The organism is Peribacillus sp. NPDC056705 (genome assembly GCF_043656335.1).
Map to the genome: position 1 here is coordinate 57,739 of NZ_JBHTYI010000007.1, position 21,249 is coordinate 78,987.

The 21,249-nt window shown below is 42.8% G+C and carries 22 protein-coding genes and 1 other annotated feature; of the genes, 21 read left to right on the top strand and 1 reads right to left on the bottom strand.

Annotated features, from left to right (window positions below):
- Positions 1-17: 17 nt before the first annotated feature.
- The 6 genes from dnaK to deoC all read left to right on the top strand — a co-directional run bounded on the left by dnaK (position 18) and on the right by deoC (position 7,301).
- A complete protein-coding gene (gene dnaK, locus ACFRAK_RS11475; protein ID WP_260284737.1) occupies positions 18-1,850 on the top strand; it encodes a molecular chaperone DnaK in 1,833 nt (610 codons plus the stop codon).
- A 295-nt stretch (positions 1,851-2,145) separates the two neighbouring features.
- Positions 2,146-3,261, top strand: coding sequence for a molecular chaperone DnaJ (gene dnaJ / locus ACFRAK_RS11480; RefSeq protein WP_394571759.1), 1,116 nt, complete (start codon positions 2,146-2,148; stop codon positions 3,259-3,261).
- A 36-nt stretch (positions 3,262-3,297) separates the two neighbouring features.
- Positions 3,298-4,239: a 50S ribosomal protein L11 methyltransferase gene (gene prmA, locus ACFRAK_RS11485; protein WP_387598060.1), complete on the top strand. Its 942-nt coding sequence runs from the start codon at positions 3,298-3,300 to the stop codon at positions 4,237-4,239.
- Between the two features lie 137 nt (positions 4,240-4,376).
- Positions 4,377-5,129 carry a 16S rRNA (uracil(1498)-N(3))-methyltransferase gene (locus ACFRAK_RS11490; protein WP_394571760.1) on the top strand — a complete coding sequence of 251 codons (753 nt, stop codon included), beginning with the start codon at positions 4,377-4,379 and terminating at the stop codon, positions 5,127-5,129.
- Between the two features lie 6 nt (positions 5,130-5,135).
- Positions 5,136-6,473, top strand: coding sequence for a tRNA (N(6)-L-threonylcarbamoyladenosine(37)-C(2))-methylthiotransferase MtaB (gene mtaB / locus ACFRAK_RS11495; protein WP_387598054.1), 1,338 nt, complete (start codon positions 5,136-5,138; stop codon positions 6,471-6,473).
- Between the two features lie 156 nt (positions 6,474-6,629).
- The gene (deoC, locus tag ACFRAK_RS11500) at positions 6,630-7,301 is read left to right on the top strand and encodes a deoxyribose-phosphate aldolase (protein ID WP_260284732.1); all 672 of its coding nucleotides are present in this window, start codon (positions 6,630-6,632) and stop codon (positions 7,299-7,301) included.
- Positions 7,302-7,843: 542 nt separating this feature from the next.
- On the opposite strand, the gene ACFRAK_RS11505 is transcribed toward deoC, so the two are convergent.
- Complete coding sequence (locus tag ACFRAK_RS11505) at positions 7,844-8,776, bottom strand: Na/Pi symporter (protein ID WP_394571761.1); 933 nt, start codon at positions 8,774-8,776, stop codon at positions 7,844-7,846.
- 235 nt (positions 8,777-9,011) lie between these two features.
- Here ACFRAK_RS11505 and rpsU point away from each other — a divergent pair, with 235 nt between their 5' ends.
- From rpsU to recO, 15 genes are all read left to right on the top strand, one after another.
- Complete coding sequence (rpsU, locus tag ACFRAK_RS11510) at positions 9,012-9,185, top strand: 30S ribosomal protein S21 (protein ID WP_028391853.1); 174 nt, start codon at positions 9,012-9,014, stop codon at positions 9,183-9,185.
- Positions 9,186-9,199: 14 nt separating this feature from the next.
- Positions 9,200-9,643: a GatB/YqeY domain-containing protein gene (locus ACFRAK_RS11515; RefSeq protein WP_192205606.1), complete on the top strand. Its 444-nt coding sequence runs from the start codon at positions 9,200-9,202 to the stop codon at positions 9,641-9,643.
- Positions 9,644-9,949: 306 nt separating this feature from the next.
- Positions 9,950-11,269, top strand: a complete 1,320-nt coding sequence (locus ACFRAK_RS11520) for an NfeD family protein (RefSeq protein ID WP_387598229.1) — start codon at positions 9,950-9,952, stop codon at positions 11,267-11,269.
- A gap of 50 nt (positions 11,270-11,319) precedes the next feature.
- A complete protein-coding gene (floA, locus tag ACFRAK_RS11525) occupies positions 11,320-12,309 on the top strand; it encodes a flotillin-like protein FloA (protein WP_387598227.1) in 990 nt (329 codons plus the stop codon).
- A gap of 22 nt (positions 12,310-12,331) precedes the next feature.
- Complete coding sequence (locus ACFRAK_RS11530) at positions 12,332-12,835, top strand: hypothetical protein (RefSeq protein ID WP_260284730.1); 504 nt, start codon at positions 12,332-12,334, stop codon at positions 12,833-12,835.
- Between the two features lie 127 nt (positions 12,836-12,962).
- On the top strand, positions 12,963-13,247 hold the full coding sequence (yqfC, locus tag ACFRAK_RS11535; RefSeq protein ID WP_387598044.1) for a sporulation protein YqfC: 285 nt from the start codon (positions 12,963-12,965) through the stop codon (positions 13,245-13,247).
- Positions 13,248-13,262: 15 nt separating this feature from the next.
- Positions 13,263-14,450 (top strand): sporulation protein YqfD, encoded by a 1,188-nt coding sequence (gene yqfD / locus ACFRAK_RS11540; protein WP_394571762.1) that lies wholly within the window; start codon positions 13,263-13,265, stop codon positions 14,448-14,450.
- 3 nt (positions 14,451-14,453) lie between these two features.
- On the top strand, positions 14,454-15,416 hold the full coding sequence (locus ACFRAK_RS11545) for a PhoH family protein (RefSeq protein ID WP_387598040.1): 963 nt from the start codon (positions 14,454-14,456) through the stop codon (positions 15,414-15,416).
- Between the two features lie 178 nt (positions 15,417-15,594).
- Positions 15,595-17,769 carry an HD family phosphohydrolase gene (locus ACFRAK_RS11550; protein ID WP_387598038.1) on the top strand — a complete coding sequence of 725 codons (2,175 nt, stop codon included), beginning with the start codon at positions 15,595-15,597 and terminating at the stop codon, positions 17,767-17,769.
- Complete coding sequence (gene ybeY, locus ACFRAK_RS11555) at positions 17,766-18,242, top strand: rRNA maturation RNase YbeY (protein WP_394571763.1); 477 nt, start codon at positions 17,766-17,768, stop codon at positions 18,240-18,242. Before ACFRAK_RS11550 ends, ybeY begins: the two co-directional genes overlap by 4 nt.
- Entirely contained in the window at positions 18,220-18,597 is a 378-nt protein-coding gene (locus ACFRAK_RS11560) for a diacylglycerol kinase family protein (RefSeq protein ID WP_387598033.1), read from the top strand. The genes ybeY and ACFRAK_RS11560 overlap by 23 nt, the downstream gene beginning before the upstream one ends.
- Before the next feature lie 9 nt (positions 18,598-18,606).
- Positions 18,607-19,035, top strand: a complete 429-nt coding sequence (locus ACFRAK_RS11565; RefSeq protein ID WP_387707896.1) for a cytidine deaminase — start codon at positions 18,607-18,609, stop codon at positions 19,033-19,035.
- On the top strand, positions 19,028-19,957 hold the full coding sequence (gene era / locus ACFRAK_RS11570; protein WP_260284723.1) for a GTPase Era: 930 nt from the start codon (positions 19,028-19,030) through the stop codon (positions 19,955-19,957). Before ACFRAK_RS11565 ends, era begins: the two co-directional genes overlap by 8 nt.
- 97 nt (positions 19,958-20,054) lie before the next feature.
- Positions 20,055-20,198 (top strand): YqzL family protein, encoded by a 144-nt coding sequence (locus ACFRAK_RS11575; protein ID WP_387598027.1) that lies wholly within the window; start codon positions 20,055-20,057, stop codon positions 20,196-20,198.
- Between the two features lie 33 nt (positions 20,199-20,231).
- Positions 20,232-20,984, top strand: coding sequence for a DNA repair protein RecO (gene recO / locus ACFRAK_RS11580; protein WP_260284722.1), 753 nt, complete (start codon positions 20,232-20,234; stop codon positions 20,982-20,984).
- A 58-nt stretch (positions 20,985-21,042) separates the two neighbouring features.
- Positions 21,043-21,219 (top strand) — a binding site (T-box leader).
- The last annotated feature ends 30 nt before the right edge of the window (positions 21,220-21,249 follow it).

Below are 21,249 nucleotides of genomic sequence, written 5' to 3' on the forward strand. Positions count from 1 at the left end.
TGGGAGGTAGTGAAACTATGAGCAAGATTATTGGTATTGACTTAGGTACAACAAACTCTTGTGTATCTGTACTTGAAGGCGGGGAACCAAAAGTAATCCCGAATCCAGAAGGAAACCGTACAACTCCATCCGTAGTGGCATTCAAAAATGGAGAAAGGCAAGTAGGGGAAGTGGCGAAACGCCAAGCGATTACAAACCCTAACACGATCATTTCCATTAAACGCCATATGGGTACCGACCATAAAGAAGTCATTGAAGGAAAAGAATACTCACCTCAAGAAGTTTCTGCAATCATTCTTCAATACTTGAAATCATATGCTGAAGAGTATCTTGGTGAAAAAGTTACTAAAGCTGTTATCACAGTACCTGCTTACTTCAATGATGCAGAACGTCAAGCAACTAAGGATGCTGGTCAAATTGCCGGACTTGAAGTGGAACGTATCATCAACGAACCGACAGCTGCAGCACTTGCATACGGTTTGGATAAAACGGAAGAAGATCAAACGATCCTTGTATTCGACCTTGGCGGCGGTACATTTGACGTATCGATCATGGAACTTGGGGACGGCGTTTTCGAAGTTAAGTCCACAGCTGGTGACAACCGTCTAGGTGGGGATGATTTCGACCAAGTCATCATCGATTACTTAGTTGAAGCATTCAAGAAAGAAAACGGAATTGATCTTTCAAAAGATAAAATGGCGGTTCAACGTTTGAAAGATGCTGCTGAAAAAGCGAAAAAAGATCTTTCCGGCGTAACATCAACTCAAATTTCTTTACCGTTCATCACTGCTGGAGAAGCTGGCCCGCTTCACTTGGATGTATCGATGACTAGAGCTAAGTTCGATGAGCTTTCTGCAGGTCTTGTGGAACGCACTATGGGACCAACTCGTCAAGCATTGAAAGATGCTGGTCTTTCAGCATCTGAAATCGACAAAGTAATCCTTGTTGGTGGATCTACACGTATTCCTGCGGTTGTTGAAGCGATCAAAAAGGAAATCGGTCAAGAACCAAGCAAAGGTGTAAACCCTGATGAAGTAGTGGCTATGGGTGCTGCAATTCAAGGTGGCGTATTGACAGGGGATGTTAAAGACGTTGTCCTTCTTGATGTGACACCACTTTCACTTGGAATTGAAACGATGGGCGGAGTATTCACGAAACTGATTGACCGTAATACTACGATTCCGACAAGTAAATCACAAGTATTCTCGACAGCCGCTGATAATCAAACGGCAGTTGATATCCATGTCCTTCAAGGTGAGCGTCCAATGTCAGCGGATAACAAAACTCTTGGTCGTTTCCAATTGAGTGACATTCCACCGGCACCTCGTGGAATTCCACAAGTTGAAGTGACATTCGATATCGATAAAAACGGTATCGTGAACGTTCGTGCGAAAGATCTTGGCACAAACAAAGAACAAGCGATCACCATCAAATCATCTTCAGGACTTTCTGATGAAGAGATCGAACGCATGGTACGTGAAGCGGAAGAAAATGCCGATAGCGACAAACAACGTAAAGAAGAAGTCGAACTTCGTAACGAAGCCGATCAATTAGTTTTCCAAACGGAAAAAACGCTTAAAGATCTAGAAGGTAAAGTGGACGAAGCGGAAGTAACAAAAGCGAATGAAGCGAAGGATGAACTGAAAGCTGCAATCGAGAAAAATGAGCTTGAAGAAATCCGCGTGAAAAAGGATGCGCTTAACGAAATCGTTCAAGCTTTGACAATGAAGCTTTATGAAGAAGCGGCAAAAGCTCAGCAAGCTGGCGAAGCCGGTGCTGGCGAGTCTGCTAAAGACGATAATGTGGTTGATGCTGAATACACGGAAGTTAACGAAGAAGAGAAAAAATAAAAGTGGCCCAATCGGGACACTGATATATTGGGCAGTATTTCTGCCTGCCATTGTAAAAAAAGTCAAAGTCAGGTTATCTTGACTTTGGCTTTTTTTACAGTGAATGGAATTCTGGAAGTGTTACAATCACTGGTGGGGAATCGTTGGATTTTAGAGGGAAATGTGTGCAAATTGGCACTGGCTATACCATTTGCAAAAATGTGTTAAAGCCGTTTGCACTTTTCTAGTTGATTATTATCTTCGTTCAGTGATAATATTACCTTTATGTGAATCGAATCGGGAGTGGATTTTAGATATGAGTAAACGCGATTATTATGAGGTGTTAGGCCTTTCGAAGAGTGCTTCGAAGGATGAAATCAAAAAAGCGTATCGAAAGCTCTCCAAACAATATCACCCTGATATTAATAAAGCGGACGATGCTGCGGATAAATTCAAGGAAATCAAAGAAGCTTACGAAGTATTGAGTGACGAACAGAAAAAGGCCCATTATGACCAATTCGGACACACAGATCCAAATCAAGGCTTTGGCGGTCAGGACTTTGGCGGTTTCGGCGGTTTTGAAGATATTTTCAGTAGTTTTTTTGGCGGCGGCGGACGCAGGAGAGATCCTAATGCACCGCGTCAAGGGGCGGATTTACAATATACGATGACGCTCTCTTTTGAAGAGGCTGCATTCGGAAAAGATACTGAAATCGAAATTCCGCGTGAAGAGGATTGTGATACTTGTAAAGGATCCGGTGCCAAACCAGGTACAAAAGTGGAAAACTGTTCACATTGCCATGGAACCGGTCAATTGAATGTTGAACAAAACACAGCGTTCGGAAGGATTGTGAACCGGAGAGCATGTCACCATTGTCAAGGAACAGGAAAAATCATTCCGCATAAATGTTCAACATGCGGCGGAGACGGAAAAGTCCAAAAACGTAAAAAGATCCAAGTCAAGGTGCCAGCAGGCATTGATGATGGCCAGCAGTTGCGTGTAACCGGCCAAGGAGAGCCAGGAATCAATGGCGGTCCGGCAGGAGACCTATATGTAGTCTTCCATGTGCGCAGCCATGAATTCTTTGAGCGGGATGGCGATGATATTTATTGCGAAATGCCGGTTACTTTTGCCCAGGCAGCATTAGGGGATGAAATAGAAGTTCCGACGCTTCATGGAAAAGTGAAGCTGAAGATTCCAGCAGGTACACAAACAAGCACTCGTTTCCGTTTAAAAGGCAAAGGGGTTCCGAATGTCAGAGGATATGGCCAAGGAGATCAGCATGTGGTCGTATTAGTGGTCACGCCTAAGAAATTAACGGAAAAACAAAAGGACCTGCTTCGTGAGTTCAGTGATATCAGCGGACAAGGTGTAGATGAACAAGATGATGGATTTTTCTCAAAGGTAAAGCGTGCTTTTAAAGATAGGTGAATAAAAGTAAAAGAACAAATTGGGAGTTGGTAGATTATGAAGTGGTCTGAATTTGCAATCCAAACAACGAATGAAGCGGTTGAACCTGTTTCGAATATTCTTCATGAGGCAGGTGCGAGTGGTGTTGTCATTGAGGATCCTCTAGAATTAGTCAAGGAACGAGAAAATGTTTTTGGCGAAATCTACCACTTAAACCCAGATGATTATCCGAATGAAGGTGTTGTCATTAAGGCTTATCTGCCTGTTAACAGCTTCCTTGGCGATACCATTGATGCCATTAAGGAATCAATCAATAATCTCCTTCTTTTTGATATAGACCTTGGGAAGAATGTTGTTTCAATTAGTGAAGTGAATGAAGAAGAGTGGGCGACGGCTTGGAAAAAATATTATAACCCTGTCAAGATATCCGAACGTTTTACCATCGTGCCAACATGGGAAGACTACACTCCAGTAAGCAGTGACGAATTGATCATTGAACTTGATCCAGGCATGGCCTTCGGAACGGGTACACACCCGACGACGGTCATGTGCATCCAAGCGCTGGAGCGTACAGTGCAGCCTGGGGATTTAGTCGTTGATGTAGGAACTGGTTCTGGTGTTCTGAGTATAGCAGCTGCATTATTGGACGCAAAACGAATCCAGTCCCTTGATTTGGATGAAGTGGCAGTACAGTCAGCCAAACAAAACGTGGAACTAAATAAAGTGCAGGATAAAGTGTCTGTCTCACAAGGCAATTTACTGGATGGTGTGAATGAACAAGCGGATATCGTCGTGGCTAATATTCTTGCCGAAGTGATCATGCGTTTTACGGATGATGTAGCGAAAGTGGTTAAACCTGGCGGATATTTCATCGCTTCCGGAATCATTCAAACTAAGAAACAAGATGTAAAGGAAGCGATTATAGCATCTGGATTCACCGTTGAGGAAACGATCTTGATGGAAGATTGGGTGGCAATAATCGCGAAAAGAAATGATTAATTGAAAAGTTACTCTGATTATCGGGTTTTTTGATAGTCAGAGTACCTTTTTTTAGCTTGAATCTTTGCACGGCTTGCATTCCGGATTCCTGACTGTTAGCCTGTGAGTTTTTTAGACTAGACGAAGTAGGTGGCAGTGTGCAACGGTATTTTCTTAACGAAGTAGACATCAATGGAAACACGGTGAAGATATCAGGCGATGATTTTCACCATATAGCCAGGGTGATGAGAATGGGACCAGGGGAACGGATCATCACGGTTAAAGGTAATGGTATGACGGCTATCGCGGAAATTTCGGAAATTACTGATGATGCTGTTATAGGGACAGTTACCGAATGGAAGAATGAAGAAAAGGAACTTCCTGTAAGGGTTGTGATAGCGAGCGGTCTGCCTAAAGGGGATAAATTGGAATATATCGTTCAAAAGGGTACTGAACTGGGTGCCGTTGAATTTATCCCTTTTATTGCTGCTCGTTCGGTGGTAAAATGGGACCACAAAAAGGTAGGTAAGAAATTGGAGAGACTCCAGAAGATTTCAAAAGAGGCGGCTGAGCAATCCCACCGCACGGTTATCCCTGCCATCAAGGAACCGATGACGGCAGATCAGCTTGCTGGTTATGCTTCCGGTTTCGATCATAAATTAATCGCTTTTGAAGAAGAGGCAAAACGGGGGGAAGCTTCTGTACTCGCTTCTGTCTTTAAAGATTTAACCGCTGGGCAATCCATCCTATTCGTATTTGGGCCTGAAGGCGGTTTAGCAGATAAGGAAATTGAAAAACTGACTGATGCCGGTTTTATGGCTTGCGGTCTTGGACCAAGAATATTAAGAACTGAAACAGCACCTTTATATGCACTTTCCGCTGTTTCTTATCATGTAGAACTTTTGAGGTGATGAAAAATGGCAACGGTCGCTTTCCATACATTAGGCTGTAAAGTGAATCATTATGAAACAGAGGCTATATGGCAATTATTCAAAACTGGGGGATATGATCGTGTTGAGTTTGAAAATGCATCGGATGTATATGTCATCAACACATGCACGGTGACAAACACTGGCGATAAGAAAAGCCGTCAGGTCATCCGTCGTGCCATTCGTAAGAACCCGAATGCCGTCATAGCGGTAACGGGATGTTATGCACAGACATCGCCGGCAGAAATCATGGCCATACCAGGTGTGGATATTGTTGTAGGAACACAAGATAGGGTTAAACTCCTTGATTACATTGAGCAATTCAAGCTGGAACGCGAACCGATCAATGCTGTAGGAAATATCATGAAAAACCGTGTCTATGAAGAGCTGGATGTACCTGCTTTTACAGACCGTACACGCGCTTCACTTAAGATCCAGGAAGGTTGCAATAATTTCTGCACTTTCTGCATCATCCCTTGGGCCCGTGGCTTGATGCGTTCCCGCGATCCAAAAGAAGTCATTCACCAAGCTGAACAGCTTGTCGAGGCAGGCTATAAAGAGCTAGTCCTCACCGGTATTCATACTGGCGGTTACGGAGACGATTTAAAAGACTATAATTTGGCGATGCTGCTGCAGGACTTGGAAAAAGTCGATGGGCTGAAGCGTATCCGTATTTCCTCCATTGAAGCCAGCCAAATTACAGATGAAATCATCGAAGTGCTGACGAATTCGAAAAAAGTGGTACGTCATTTGCATATACCAATCCAATCGGGTTCCGATACAGTTCTAAAACGGATGAGACGTAAATATACGATGGATTTCTTCGGTGATCGAATCGAAAAGTTGAAAATTGCACTTCCGGGTCTTGCTGTTACCTCTGATGTCATCGTAGGTTTCCCGGGTGAAACCGAAGAAGAATTCATGGAGACATATAACTTTATAGAAAAATATAAATTCTCCGAACTTCATGTTTTCCCTTATTCAAAAAGGACAGGGACTCCTGCTGCCCGTATGGAAGATCAAGTGGATGAAGATATCAAAAATGAACGCGTCCACCGTCTTATCGCGTTGTCGGATCAGCTGGCAAAAGAGTATGCCTCCCGATTCGAGGGGGAAGTTCTGGAAGTCATTCCTGAAACGAAGTTGGAAAGTGGCCTTTATGAGGGTTACTCCGATAATTACATGAAAATCATCTTTCCGGCTTCAGATGAAATGGTCGGTGAAATCGTCAAAGTGAAGATTACAAAGTCTGGCTATCCATCTAGTGAAGGTCAGTTCGTGACGGTAGTGAAGGATTTTCCGTTGCAACAAGCATCCAATATCTAAGACAGCGGTTAATCGCTGTCTTTTTTTTATCCTCTTTTTATGTGTTTTCTTGGCACTTTCGGGTAAAGACTATATATATCGTCAAAGTGGATAAACTATGGTATCATGAGAGGTACGTACAACTAGTTATAGATTGTTTTTGAGGAGGATTTATTAATGTCACAAAATGTAGCAGGTATAATTGACCACACGTTATTAAAAGCAGATGCAACCAAAGAGCAAATTAAGGTATTATGCGAAGAAGCGAGAGAGTATAACTTTGCTTCCGTATGCGTAAACCCGACTTGGGTGAAATATGCAAGCGAACTTTTGGAAGGTTCAGAAGTGAAAGTTTGTACGGTCATCGGTTTCCCTCTAGGTGCAACCACACCGGAAACCAAAGCTTTTGAAACGAAAGACGCCATCTCCAATGGCGCTCACGAAGTTGATATGGTAATCAATATCGGCGCATTGAAGGACAAGGATGATGAGTTGGTAGAGCGGGATATCCGTGCTGTAATAGCGGCATCCACTGGTAAGGCTCTTTCAAAGGTAATCATTGAAACTTCTTTATTGACTGATGAAGAAAAGGTCCGTGCATGTGAATTGGCCGTAAAAGCAGGAACGGATTATGTGAAAACATCAACTGGTTTTTCGACCGGCGGAGCGACTGTTGAAGATATCACGCTTATGAGAAAAACGGTTGGCCCGGATATCGGTGTCAAAGCTTCAGGCGGAGTCCGTAACACGAGCGATGCCCAGAAAGTGATTGAAGCTGGTGCAACAAGAATTGGAGCGAGCGCAGGTGTCTCCATCGTAAAGGGCTTAACGGCTGATTCCGATTATTGATTTTAAAAAGGGAACGTATAATAACTCCCTGAAATAAAAGAGGCGAAGAAAAATATTTTATTTTTCTTCGCCTTTTTTTATTACTTCCATAAAAAACGGATGGTAATTGAAATGGTAATGACCCACTCCTTTTTCTTCCATGAAAAAAGAGGACCCGTCTCATTTTGGAACCCATGAATTGAAAAAAAGCTTATTGTGGATTTAATGAATAGTAAGGGGAATCAAACAGGAAGTAAAATAGCTTATATAAATGCATGAACAGGGGGAGGGAAATGAAAAAAGGTTTTTAATTTTCTTTTATCATTAACACCACTTTATATGAGTGGTGAAATTTTGGGTATATGACACTTCAATAACCGTTTTTTGATTTAACATCTTTCTCTAATAAAGGTTTTGATATCAGCTGCTTTATATTGAGTGGTTTGAGCTTATTGAAAGACCCCCGGTAATCATTCATCCATTTATATCTGGTGCAGCTACATGTGATATCCATCCTTCCCGCGAAGCTGTCCAAAAGTCTCCAATGACTTTTGGACAGCTCCTTATTTTTTAAAATGTGGCCGATGCACCAAAAGAATGAGGTTGGAGAATTGCCTTGCTAATGGCAAGACGGCCAATGAAGTCAAGATATTGAAAATGACACTGGCATGGGCCAGCTGTGTCCCTTTGTTTTCGGTGAAAAAGGCAGCAGTCCTTTCCAAGATGTCCACAAAAGGCAGGAATGCGGCAACCCCGATGACGTTTAGCCAAATATGTGCATAAGCTGTGAAGGCGGCTTGTCTACCGGAACCGATGCTGGCCATGTATCCGGTGATGCAAGTGCCTATATTCGATCCGAGCATGATGATGATTGCGGAAGAGACGGATAACTCCCCATTCATCAAAAAGCTCATGGCTATCCCGATGGTTGCCGAACTGGAGTGGATGAGTGCTGTCAATAATATCCCGGCTAATAGGGCATAGCTCATGTGGCCCTCTATGTAATGGATGAGCGTTTGTATGGATGGATAGGCTGCAATCGGTGTCGAAAGCGTTTTAAAACCACTCATCGCCGCGAAGATGGCCGAGATTCCGATCAGTGACATCCCTATGCTTCTCGGTAATGCTTTCGGCAAGAGGCATAGGAAAGCGCCGCTTACGACACCGGGGATGATCCAACGATCCAGAGAGAAGGTCATGAACTCTGCTGTAAAGGTGGATCCGATATTCGTTCCAAGAATAATCCCGATTGTTTGCGGGAACGTTATGCTTCCTGCGGAAACGAGGCCGACCGTCATGACCATGACCGCCGAGCTGCTCTGCAGGATCCCGGTAAAGATGGTTCCGGCAATGAAGCCTTTCCATGGCTTATCCGTAACCTTTGAGAGAAAAGTTTTTAATGCTGCACCCGACATATTGAACAGTCCGATTCGTAAAACCGACATACCTGCCAAAAATATCGCAATGAATAAAAGGAATGATAATAGCTCATGCATGACTGTCACCTCATAGTAAGCTTATGGCCCAATGACGGGAGACATGCTATAATTTGGATTCTCATGCAAATTAATCATCGTTTAGTGAAAAAGTATGATAATAACATGATGATATTCAAAATAAGTTTGATTTTATTAGTTGACCTGCTAAAGATGATATATTATAATTGTTTAGTACATGTATAACATGTTGACAACTTGAGTTAGTGTGTTGTTTTCGGAGGGAGGGAAAGAGATGTCTAAAACCGTCGTTCGTAAAAACGAATCGCTTGAAGATGCTCTTCGTCGTTTCAAACGTACTGTATCTAAAGCAGGATCGCTTCAGGAAGCTAGGAAGCGTGAATTTTATGAAAAACCAAGCGTAAAACGTAAGAAAAAGTCTGAAGCTGCAAGAAAACGTAAATTCTAAGAGAGGGTGGAAAGATGAGTCTTCTCGAGCGTTTAAATAATGATATGAAACAAGCGATGAAGAACAAGGAAAAGGACAAACTATCTGTTATTCGGATGCTGAAAGCTTCTATTCAAAACGAAGCCATGAAGCAGAGACAAGATTTAACAGATGATGAAGAATTGACAGTGCTCTCTCGCGAATTAAAACAACGCAAAGACTCCCTCCAGGAGTTTGAAAACGCAGGTCGTTCAGATCTCGTGGATAAAGTCCGCACCGAACTAGTATACGTAGAGGCATATATGCCTGAGCAACTTTCAGAAGAAGACATTTCTAAAATCGTTAAACAAACGATTGAAGAAGTCAAAGCAACATCCAAAGCAGATATGGGGCGAGTTATGGGAGCTTTAATGCCTAAAGTTAAAGGTAAAGCGGATGGTTCTCTAGTAAACAAATTAGTACAACAACATCTATCTTAAACTCTAAACTTAAAACTCGAAACCTAACCGCAGGCAAATTGCCTGTGGTTTTTGTGTATTTCATGAATTTTTAGCGTATATTATTGAGACGCAGCCCAAGAAAATGGGGTCACTTTTAATTTTATTTGCTTTTTTTTGAAACCTTTTTCATATACATACGTAATAACTAAAGAACAGAGTAAAGGGTCGCTTCATTTGCTCCTTATTCGAATTTTAGTTGCGTGCTGAATTTACTGGTAGGTGTTCCTCCTGAACGATGGAGGCACTTACCGCGTTTAATACGGGAAAGGGGGCGTTCCGTTGAAAATTTGGCGTTATTTATCTGTACTCTTATTTGGATTGCTGTTCACCATGTCTTCTTTTTGGGGGGCGACGGCATCTGCAAACGAGAAGATCGTTTACCATGTTCCAATTGAAGAAACGGTGGAAAAGGGACTCTCGGCCTTTTTGGAGCGCGCGCTGACAACTGCTGAGGCAGCTGATGCAGATCTTGTCGTTTTCGAGGTGAATACCCCTGGAGGTGCTGTGGATGCAGCGGGGGAAATTGCAAAGTTACTGTCGGATTCACCAATCAAGACAGTTGCCTATGTCAATAACAGGGCGTTATCTGCAGGGGCATACATTTCTCTAAGTGCAGATGAGATCTATATGGTTCCGAGCGCCACCATGGGATCTGCGGCTGTGATAGATTCAACGGGGAATGCTGCAGGTAAGAAAGCGCAGTCTTATTGGTTAGCTGCCATGAAGACTGCTGCAGAACAAAATGGACGTGATCCCATATACGCCCAGGCGATGGCGGATGTTGACATCGATCTGCCCGAATATGGTGCAGAAAAAGGGAAGTTGCTGACATTTACAGCTGAACAGGCAAAAAAGGCTGGATATAGTGAAGGCACCGTCTCTGGGAAAGCGGAGCTGTATAGAATACTTGGAGTCGAGGATGCTGATATTCGTTCAATCGAAGAAAGCTTTCCTGAGAAACTTGCCCGCTTTTTGACCAACCCGATCGTCGTTCCCATTTTGTTAACGATAGCGGGAATCGGGATTGTGATCGAATTGTTTTCACCCGGTTTTGGAATTCCGGGGGTCGTTGGGATCACCAGTCTTGTCTTATTTTTCTATGGTCATCTTGTCGCCGGTATCACCGGATACGAATCGTTGGCGATGTTCATCATCGGGGTCATTCTCGTACTAATTGAATTTTTTATCCCAGGTGGGATTATCGGGCTGCTCGGATTTACCGCGATAGTGGGGAGTTTATTCCTCGCAACAGGTGATCCGGTCCATATGACGATATCCTTGCTAATTGCGGTCACCGTATCCATTTTGGTATTCATCCTACTTGTAAAGGTGTTTGGAAAACAGATGAAATTTTTCAGGAAAATGATATTAACCGATGCAACAAAAACGGAACAAGGATATGTCAGCAATCCGAACCGTTTGGATTTATTAGGCGTAGAAGGGAAGGCCCTTACAGATTTGAGGCCTTCAGGAACAGCTTTGGTCAAAGAAGAAAGAGTGGATGTCGTGACCGAAGGAAGCTTTATTTCCAAAGGTTCGTCAATCATCATCGTTAAAGTTGAAGGATCAAGGGTAGTCGTCCGGGAAATTCCGGATTCAAATTAAAATTAAAAGATACAGGAAGGATGAATCATTAAGTGATAACTTCAGGAACGATATTTATTGTACTGGCAGTGATTGCTGCCATCATCGTATTGGCAGTGTTTTTCACATTCGTACCAGTAATGCTGTGGATTTCCGCTTTAGCGGCAGGAGTCAAAATCAGTATATTTACATTAGTAGGGATGAGGCTTCGCCGTGTTATACCAAGCAGGGTCGTCAACCCGCTTATCAAGGCCCATAAGGCTGGAATCAATGTTTCAACGAATCAATTGGAAAGCCATTACCTTGCAGGCGGTAATGTCGATCGAGTGGTGAATGCATTAATTGCTGCAGAACGTGCCAATATCGTGCTTCCTTTCGAACGGGGTGCAGCCATTGACCTTGCAGGACGTGATGTACTGGAAGCCGTTCAAATGAGCGTTAACCCGAAAGTGATCGAAACTCCGTTCATCTCTGGTGTGGCGATGAATGGTATTGAAGTGAAAGCGAAGGCAAGGATAACGGTCCGGGCCAATATTGAACGCCTTGTCGGTGGTGCCGGTGAAGAGACGATCATTGCCCGTGTAGGTGAAGGGATCGTATCGACGATCGGTGCTTCGAAAATGCATACGGATGTACTTGAGAACCCCGATTTGATTTCAAGAACGGTATTATCGAAAGGGCTGGATTCAGGAACGGCATTCGAAATCCTTTCCATTGATATCGCTGAAGTGGATATCGGAAAAAATATCGGGGCCATATTACAGACGGACCAAGCCGAAGCCGATAAGAAAATTGCCCAGGCAAAGGCCGAAGAACGCCGTGCGATGGCTGTTGCGCTTGAACAGGAAATGGTTGCCCGTGTTCAGGAAATGAGAGCGAAGGTTGTTCAATCCGAAGCGGAAGTTCCATTGGCCATGGCCGATGCACTGAAAAGCGGAAATCTTGGAGTGATGGATTATATGAATATCCAAAATATCACGGCCGATACGGATATGCGCGATTCCATCAGTAAAATATCAGACAATCCAAAAGATAACAACAATAACAATAATAATATTTAGGTCAGGGAAGGAAGGTCTTTAAATGGGAGATTTTATTGATTTCTTTCTCAAGAACCCATTCCTTATCATTGTCTTGATCGGTATTTTAACGTCCATGTTAGGAAAGAAAAAGCAGCCTCAGCAATATGATGATCCTAACAAGCCTCCGAAAAAGAAATGGCAGGAGGTCATGCGGGAGCTTCAAGGTGAAATGCAGCAGGAGAATCCGCAGCAAAGCCCTGCGCCTGCTCCCGTAAGGAAAGTCGAACAGCAGGCAGCTCAGGCTGTTGAAGTGATCGATGAGACGACGAATGAGGCGAACAAAAGGATTGCGGAGCTTAGAAGGCTTCAGCAGAAGTACGATCAGCAGCGTTTATATCAAAAAGCGAAGGCGGATCAAATCACATCAACGATTTCAGATAATGACAGTCCGGTCTATCGCAAAGGGCCTTCTTTTGGTAAAAAGCAGCTGATTGATGGCATCATCATGTCAGAAGTGCTGGGACCGCCAAGGGCGAAGAGAAGTCTTCAGAGGTCCAGAAGGTGATTCGGAACCACGGGCTTTTTTAAGCCCGTCATTAAATGAGCATGAAAAAATAGACTTTCATCACTTATAATTTTGTGCTAGAACCCTCTTTCATTTCATACATTGAGATGAAAGGGGGTTCTTTTTTATGGCACGCAATTGGGGAAAAAAAGTGAAACAGCTTATGACCAAAACAATGGACCTTCCGCAAGATGTCATGATGGACCTGCCGCGAATTACAATGATCGGACAATTACATATTTATATTGAAAACCATCGTGGCTTATTGGCTTTTTCAGACAGTGAAGTGCGATTGATGCTGAAAAACGGGCAGTTGCTGATAAAGGGAAATGCCTTTGTCATAAAGACGATTTTGCCGGAAGAAATCATGCTCGAAGGCAAAATCGATAAGGTCTATTTTATTAATGAATGATCCCGGGAGGTCTCCATGAAAAACCAATGGACAAACTATTATACAGGCTATGTAAAGGTGAAGGCTTATGGCAAAGGTGCAGAACGGCTGATTAATATGCTGACGAGAAGGGGGCTTCATATCTGGGATGTGAAGCGTGTCGGAAGTGAAGCCCTGATTTTCCATCTGGATATCAGGGATATCCCCAAACTCCGTCAGGTCATGCGTAAGAGCGATTGTAAAGTGAAGTTCATGCAGGGAAAGGGGTTCCCTTTCCTGATGAAGAGAGTCATGAAAAACAGTGGGTTTTTAGCGGGGATGATCGCTTTCCTGCTCTGTATATTTGTACTTTCCAATATGGTTTGGGGCATCGAGGTTCAAGATGCCAAACCGGCAACCGAGCATGCGATCCGGAAAGAATTGGACAAGATGGGCGTGAAGATCGGGAAAGTGCAATTCTTTGTTGATGATGTGGATACGATTCAGCGTAAGCTGTCGGACCGGATTGGGGCATTGACATGGGTAGGGGTAGAGCTAAAGGGAACGACATACCATTTTCGGGTAGTAGAAAAACGGCAGCCTAAAGAGGTCGAGAAAACATCTCCACAAAATTTGGTTGCTTCAAAAAAAGCGATCATCGCTGATATGTTCGTTGAAAAGGGACAATCTATTGTTAATGTGAATGATTATGTAGGAAAAGGACAGCTTCTTGTTTCAGGATTGATTGGAAAAGAGGATAAACAGGAGATTGTATCGGCACAGGGAGTAATAAAAGGGAAAACGTGGTATAAAGCGAAAGTGGAAGTTCCGTTAAAAACCAAGTTTTCTGTTTTTAACGGAGATGAAACGAGCAGGCACTTTTTGAAAATCGGGGGCTTTTCCCTTCCGGTATGGGGTTTCAAGGATCCGGGATATGAAAAACAGGAAAAAGAAACGACAGTGAGGCCTTTTCACTTTCTTCAATGGGAACTACCCGTTTCCTATAAACAAGTGACCTTGAGGAGCAAGGAAGATATTGTACGAAGTTATACCGAGGAAGAAGCGGTGAAGGAAGGCCGGAAAATGGCTAAAGCAGAATTGAAAAAGCATTTGGAAGAGGAAGATGAAATCATCGAGGAAAAAATTTTGCACGAAAGCATGGAGAATGGTAAAGTTAAATTATCTATACATTACCAAGTTATTGAAGATATAGCGATTGGACAGCCAATCATTCAAGGAGACTAACGAATGGCAGATGATGTGAAAGTAATTAAGCTCGAAATAAAATCACCCAATGAAGCGATCGCATTATTGGGCAATGGAGATTCAAATGTAAAAGTGCTTGAAGAGGAGCTTGGCATTTCTGTCATAACCCGAGGTGAAGCGGTGAGTGTTGCCGGGGATATCGAGCGGGTAACGATGGGGGAGGAAATCCTCAATGCATTATTGACAGTGGTGAGAAAAGGAACCGCAATCAGTTCCAGGGATGTGCTTTATGCAATTGAAATGGCAAGAAAAGGCACATTGGAGTACTTCGGTGAATTATATGATGAGGAAATCGCTAAAACGGCTAAGGGGAAATCCATTAAAGTCAAAACAATCGGGCAAAGATACTATATTCAGGCTATAAAGAAACAGGATCTTGTATTTGGAATTGGGCCTGCCGGAACCGGGAAGACCTACCTTGCTGTAGTGATGGCCATCAACGCATTGAAAAATGGACATGTTAAACGGATCATCCTGACACGGCCTGCCGTCGAAGCGGGGGAAAGCCTTGGCTTTCTGCCTGGTGATCTGAAGGAAAAGGTAGATCCTTATCTACGGCCGCTGTATGACGCTCTCCATGACCTCCTAGGGATGGAACAGACGCAAAGGATGATAGAGCGCGGAACGATCGAAATAGCTCCTCTGGCTTATATGAGGGGCCGTACGCTTGAAGATGCCTTTGTCATATTGGATGAAGCCCAGAACACGACGGAAGCCCAAATGAAGATGTTCTTGACCCGGCTTGGTTTCGGGTCGAAAATGGTCATTACGGGAGATCGGACCCAGATTGACCTTCCGAAAGGCATGAAGTCAGGTCTAGTCCGGGTAGAAGAGATCTTGAAGAATGTTAAAGGCCTTTCCTTTGTTTATTTTGAACAAAGTGATGTAGTAAGGCATCCGCTTGTCGCCAAAATCATTACTGCTTACGAGCAGGCGAAGTCATAAGAAAAAATCCGCCATTTCAATCGGCGGATTTTTCGTGATGTGTCTAAATGACAAACTTTATGGGGAAAAAGTGGATAAGAAGCTACATTTATCAATACGAAGGTGAAAATTCACATGAAAACTGTTATGATTTTACATATCTAGAATAATAAACATCATTTTTTTAGGAGGACCTTCCTTGAATCGTATCCAGAAATTTTTCACTCAAATAAAAGGGCTGTTGGTCCATCGCTTTTTTCAAGTGCTTCTGTTCATCATACTTGGTTTATTTGCGTATGCGTTAATGTTCTCCAATGTTAAGCCGGAAAGGGTCCAGGTAGAGCTTTTTAAGCCTGCGGAACAAACAATCCGTTCAACCAAGACTGTGGAAGATACCTATAAGACGGAACAGGAAAAAGAAGAGATTTCAAAACAGGTGGCGGATGTTTATTCTTTAAAAAAGGAATATGCCAAAAATAAAGTCGATCTGATTTCATCCATTTTCGATTCTGCAATAGAGGTCAATAAAGAAACGGACCCCGATAAAGACCATAAAGAAGAGGAGGGAAAAGACAATAAAAAAGAGACCGTAAAGACGGATGCTCAAAAAGTTTCCATATTAAAAGAAAAATTGACCGATGAAGTGAATAGAAATATCGAGGAATCCGTATTCCTGGCATTAGTTCAGGCGGATGAAGATGAGTTGAAAATAGCGAAGGATTCAACCATTACAGCCGTGAATAATGTGATGAGCTCGCGGATCGCTGCAAGTGATGTCGAAAATGCCAAGAAAAAGGTTGTAGAGGAATTGGATTATATGAGCATTAGTGGCGATATGAAAAAAGCCTCCACTTCCCTTGCACGTACGGCAATCATTCAGAATGTATTTTTTGATAAGGATAAAACCGAGGAACAGCGAAGGAAAGCGGTTGAAAGCGTGGAGCCGATCAGGATCCTTCAAGGTCAGATCATCGTTGAAGAAAATCAATTAGTGGACAGGGATGTATATAGGCAGCTTGAATTGGCAGGCTTCTTAAATACAGAGTCTACCATTTACCCGTATATCGGCCTGCTATTATTCATATTCCTGACCTTTGCCGCTTTTTATTACTATTTCTACTATTCCATTTCCAAAAAGGATAACAAGTACAATCAGTTATTGATCTTCAGTCTTGTCTTTATCCTTTCAATGGTTACCATGAAAACGGTCAGCATTCTGGCAGACTTGAAAAACTCGAATTTGGAATACATTTTTCCGGGTGCCATGGCGGCGATGCTCATCAAGATATTATTGAATGATAAGTTAGCGGTGGCAATGATCATATTGTTAGGTTCGTATGGTACGATTATATTTAATGGTGATACACCTGGAAATCTGGATTTCTCGATGGGGCTTTATATCATTTTCGGGGGATTGACGGCAATCATCATTCTATCCAGGCCAAATTTTAAATCAAAGGTGCTGGTAGCTGGGCTGCTATTGTCTATAATCAATATGGCATTTGTTTTTTCGCTCATCTTTATTATGGACAGCCATTATACTAGAATGGAGTACTTGTATTATGCTGCTGCCGCCATAGGTTCTGGAGTGGGTTCAGCCGTTTTGACAATGGGCCTGTTACCGTTTTTCGAGGCAGGTTTCGGGATCTTATCATCGATTAAGCTTATCGAGCTCTCGAATCCCAATCATCCGTTATTGCGGAGGATCTTGATTGAGGCACCGGGGACATATCATCACAGTGTAATGGTCGCCAATTTGGCGGAATCGGCTTGTGAAGCCATCGGGTCGAATGGGTTGCTGGCAAGGGTCGGCAGCTATTATCATGATATAGGTAAAACGAAGCGGCCGCACTTCTTCATCGAAAATCAGATGAATGAAGAGAACCCGCATGATCGGCTGCAGCCGGAAACGAGCAGGGATATCATCATTGCCCATGCCGTAGATGGCGGGGAGATGCTGCGAGGTCACAAATTCCCGAAAGAGATTGTCGATATTGCAGAGCAGCATCATGGCACGACTTTATTGAAGTTTTTCTACCATAAAGCAAAAAAACAGGATGAGTCCACACTTGAAGCTGCCTATCGATATCCCGGGCCGAGGGCGATAATGAAGGAAGTGGCCGTCATCGGCATAGCCGATAGTGTGGAAGCTGCAGTGAGATCGATGAAGCACCCAACTCCGGAGAAAATTGAAGAGCTGGTAAGTTTCATCATTCAGGATAGGATTTCTGATGGTCAATTTGATGAATGTGACATTACTATGAGAGAATTGAGTATCGTGAAGCATTCCTTATGTGAATCGCTGAATGGTATCTTCCACTCCAGGATTGAATATCCGGAGCCGGATAAATTAGGACAGAAGGTGAAAGAATGATTTTAGCTATCGATTTAATGGATGAAACGAATGAAGTAACGGAGGAAGCTCAGCAGCTTGTTGAAAGCATTCTGCAATTTGCGGCAAGAAAAGAAAACATTGAAAAAGACACCGAGCTGTCAGTTACATTTGTAGACAATGATAGGATTCGGGAAATCAATAAAGAATATCGGCATAAAGATTCAGCTACAGATGTCATTTCCTTTGCGCTTGAAGAAATGAGAGAAGATGAAGTGGAAATCGTCGGTGCGGAAATGCCCCGCATGTTAGGGGATATCATCATTTCCATTGAACGCACGAAAGAACAGGCTGAAGAATATGGTCATTCATTTGACCGGGAACTTGGATTTTTAGCACTGCATGGTTTTCTGCATTTATTAGGATTCGACCACATGAATGAAGAAGATGAAAAAGTGATGTTCACTAAACAAAAGGAGATCTTGGAAGAATATGGACTTTCAAGAGAAGGGTAAAAAAAAGTATCCTTTATTAAAAAGTTTCTCTTTTGCCTGTCAGGGAATTTTGGAGGCCGTTAGGACGGAACGCAATATCAAGATACATTTCGCGATAACGGCAATCGTCGTATTCTTTGGTTGGTACTTCTCATTGAATGGGATGGAGTGGCTTTTCATTTTAGCGGCAATAGCCGGTACTATTACGCTGGAGCTCGTTAATTCAGCGATTGAAAGGGTAGTGGACCTGGTAACGGATCAAATCCATCCGCTTGCCAAGCAGGCAAAAGATATTGCAGCCGGAGCTGTATTCATATATGCTATATTTTCTATAATAGTTGGATTGATTATCTTTTTGCCCAAGTTTGGCCTGTAGGTTGCCAAAATGGTACTCAATTTGAAAGGAAGATGTGAATTGAATACAAACGAATTGATTGAGGAAGCTAAAAAAGCAAGGGATAAAGCTTATGTGCCTTACTCCAAATTTAAGGTGGGGGCTGCCCTTTTAACCTCTGATGGAAAGGTCTATCATGGTTGCAATATAGAAAATGCTGCATACAGCATGTGTAACTGCGCCGAAAGGACAGCTTTATTCAGCGCTTATGCCCATAACGATAAAAAATTCACTAAACTTGCAGTCGTGGCAGATACCGATGGTCCCGTATCCCCATGCGGGGCATGCAGACAAGTTATTTCGGAACTGTGTGAAAAGGATATGCCGGTCGTTTTAACCAACTTACATGGGGATATAAAAGAACTAACAGTACAGGAATTGCTTCCAGGAGCTTTTTCACCGGAGGATTTAAATGAATAAACTATTTGATGATACTCAAGTAAAAGGTTACAAATCAGGTTTCATATCGATTATTGGACGACCCAATGTTGGGAAGAGTACATTTCTGAATCGGGTCATCGGTCAAAAGATTGCCATTATGAGCGATAAACCGCAAACTACAAGAAATAAGGTCCAGGGTGTACTTACGCAGAACGATTCACAAATGATTTTCATCGATACACCCGGCATTCATAAACCAAAGCATAAGCTTGGTGACTTCATGATGAAAGTGGCAACGAATACATTGAAGGAAGTCGATTTGATTCTCTTCATGATCAATGCGACGGAAGGATACGGACGCGGTGACGAGTTTATCATCGAAAAACTTCAATCCGTAAAAACGCCTGTTTTCCTGGTTGTAAACAAAATCGATGCGATGCATCCAGATGATTTACTTCCGATCATAGAAAAATACCAACAGCTATACCCTTTTGCGGCGGTCGTTCCGATTTCTGCGCTTGAAGGAAATAATGTTGATACACTTCTTGAACAAATCAAGGAACATCTGCCAGAGGGTCCCCAGTTTTATCCAGCTGACCAAGTGACAGACCACCCGGAGCGTTTTATCATTTCCGAATTGGTCCGCGAAAAGGTACTGCACCTGACACGTGAAGAAATTCCGCATTCAGTGGCTGTTGTCATCGATTCAATTAAAAAAATGGACAACAGTGATACCATTAATGTCATGGCGACGATCGTTGTCGAACGTGATTCACAAAAAGGCATTGTCATCGGAAAGCAAGGGAAAATGCTTAAAGAAGTCGGCAGCCGTGCCAGGGTGGATATCGAAAACTTATTGGGCTCGAAAGTTTTCTTGGAACTATGGGTGAAGGTACAGAAGGATTGGCGGAACAAAGCAAGCCAGCTTCGCGATTATGGCTTCAATGAAAGCGAGTATTAATTAACAAAATTTACGCGTCATGAAAGTTCGGAAAACGGTCAAGCTAACCATATGGTCGGATATTCATTGCTAGTTAAAAATGAAAGGTGGGCTTTATATGTTGGATTTTACCTGGGAGTTATTTACTGAAACAGGTAATGTGGACACCTATTTGCTGTTTAAGGAGATAGAAGTCGAGAGACAGGAAGGACACTTGGTTTTGAACGATGAGCTAGCAGAAATTGATTTTCCTGTTTCATAGGTTAGTCTTGGCGAGCATGGGTGGTGTCTTGGTATGCTCCAAAAATGTGAGGGCATTGTCATAAGGCGAACTGCATATGGAGAAAATAACAAAATTATTACTATATATACCCGTGAGCTAGGAAAAATTGGCGTTATGGCTAGAGGAGCCAGTAAACCTAACAGCAGGCTTTCTGCCGTCACACAGCTTTTTTGCTCCGGGTATTTTCTTGTAACCACATCAACCGGACTCGGCAGTCTTCAGCAAGGCGAAATGGTCGATTCACTCCGTTTCATACGGGAGGATCTTTTTGCCACTGCCTATGCTTCATATATTGTTGAATTGCTTGATAAAAGTGTCGAGGATAAGAAACCGAATCCGTATTTATATGAATTGCTTTCACAAACCTTGCATTACATAAACGAGGAATATGACGCAGAGGTTTTGAAATTCATTTTTGAAATGAAGATGCTGCCCGTAAATGGGATTAACCCAGTGCTGAATCAGTGTGCTGTATGTGGTGAAACGGAAGGGGAATTCTCCTTCTCGCTTCGGGAAGCGGGCTTTATCTGTCATCGCTGTCTGGGAAAAGACCCTTATCATTATAAAATTTCACCTGCGGCCGTCAAACTGCTTCGAATCTTTTATTATTTCGATTTATCAAGGCTCGGAAACATTTCCGTTAAGCCTGAAACGAAAAAAGAACTTCGGAAGATCATCGATGCATATTATGAGGAATATTCCGGTCTGCATTTGAAATCAAAAAAGTTCCTGAAACAGATTGATACGATGAAAGATATGTTTTAGGATCTGACCTATTGACATTCCAAGCTAGTTTGTATAAAATTCTAATCATTAAAATAAGAAGATTGCGTTGATGGAAAAGAGTATCTGTCATTCTCCATAAAAAGCGAACCCGGGACGGTGGAAGCCGGGATATGGATATACAGGGAAGGGCGTTTCCGGAGCATGTTGCTTTGAAAAGAGGCCGTTTTATAAACGGCAATTAGGGTGGAACCGCGGGTATACTCTCGTCCCTATGCATTTCGCATAGGGACGGGAGTTTTTTGTT